Raw genomic sequence first — 251 nt, 5'->3', positions numbered from 1 at the left:
CAAGAACTGGTACTTCGGCGGTGCGCGATTCAGCGCACTGCCGGCCAGCCTCGAAGGTGAGGTGCGCTTCGACACCTTGCGCTCCTCCGGTCCCGGCGGGCAGCACGTCAACACCACCGACTCGGCGGTGCGCGCGACCCACGTCGCCAGCGGCCTGAGCGTGAAGGTGCAAAGCGAACGCAGCCAGCACGCCAACAGGCGCCTGGCGCTGCTGCTGATCGCCCGCAAGCTGGAAGAGCGCACGGAGCAGG

General features: G+C 68.9%; 1 protein-coding gene. It reads left to right on the top strand.

Annotated elements, in window-relative coordinates; genetic code table 11:
- Positions 1 to 251, top strand: a 251-nt coding sequence (locus tag ACYYG1_RS17690) for a peptide chain release factor-like protein (protein ID WP_461211643.1), incomplete at both ends; no start/stop codon positions are given.

It is taken from the genome of Desulfocurvus sp. DL1XJH-121 (assembly GCF_054819825.1).
Note: the sequence above shows the minus strand (reverse complement) of the source record. Positions and strands in the feature narration are given on the sequence as shown.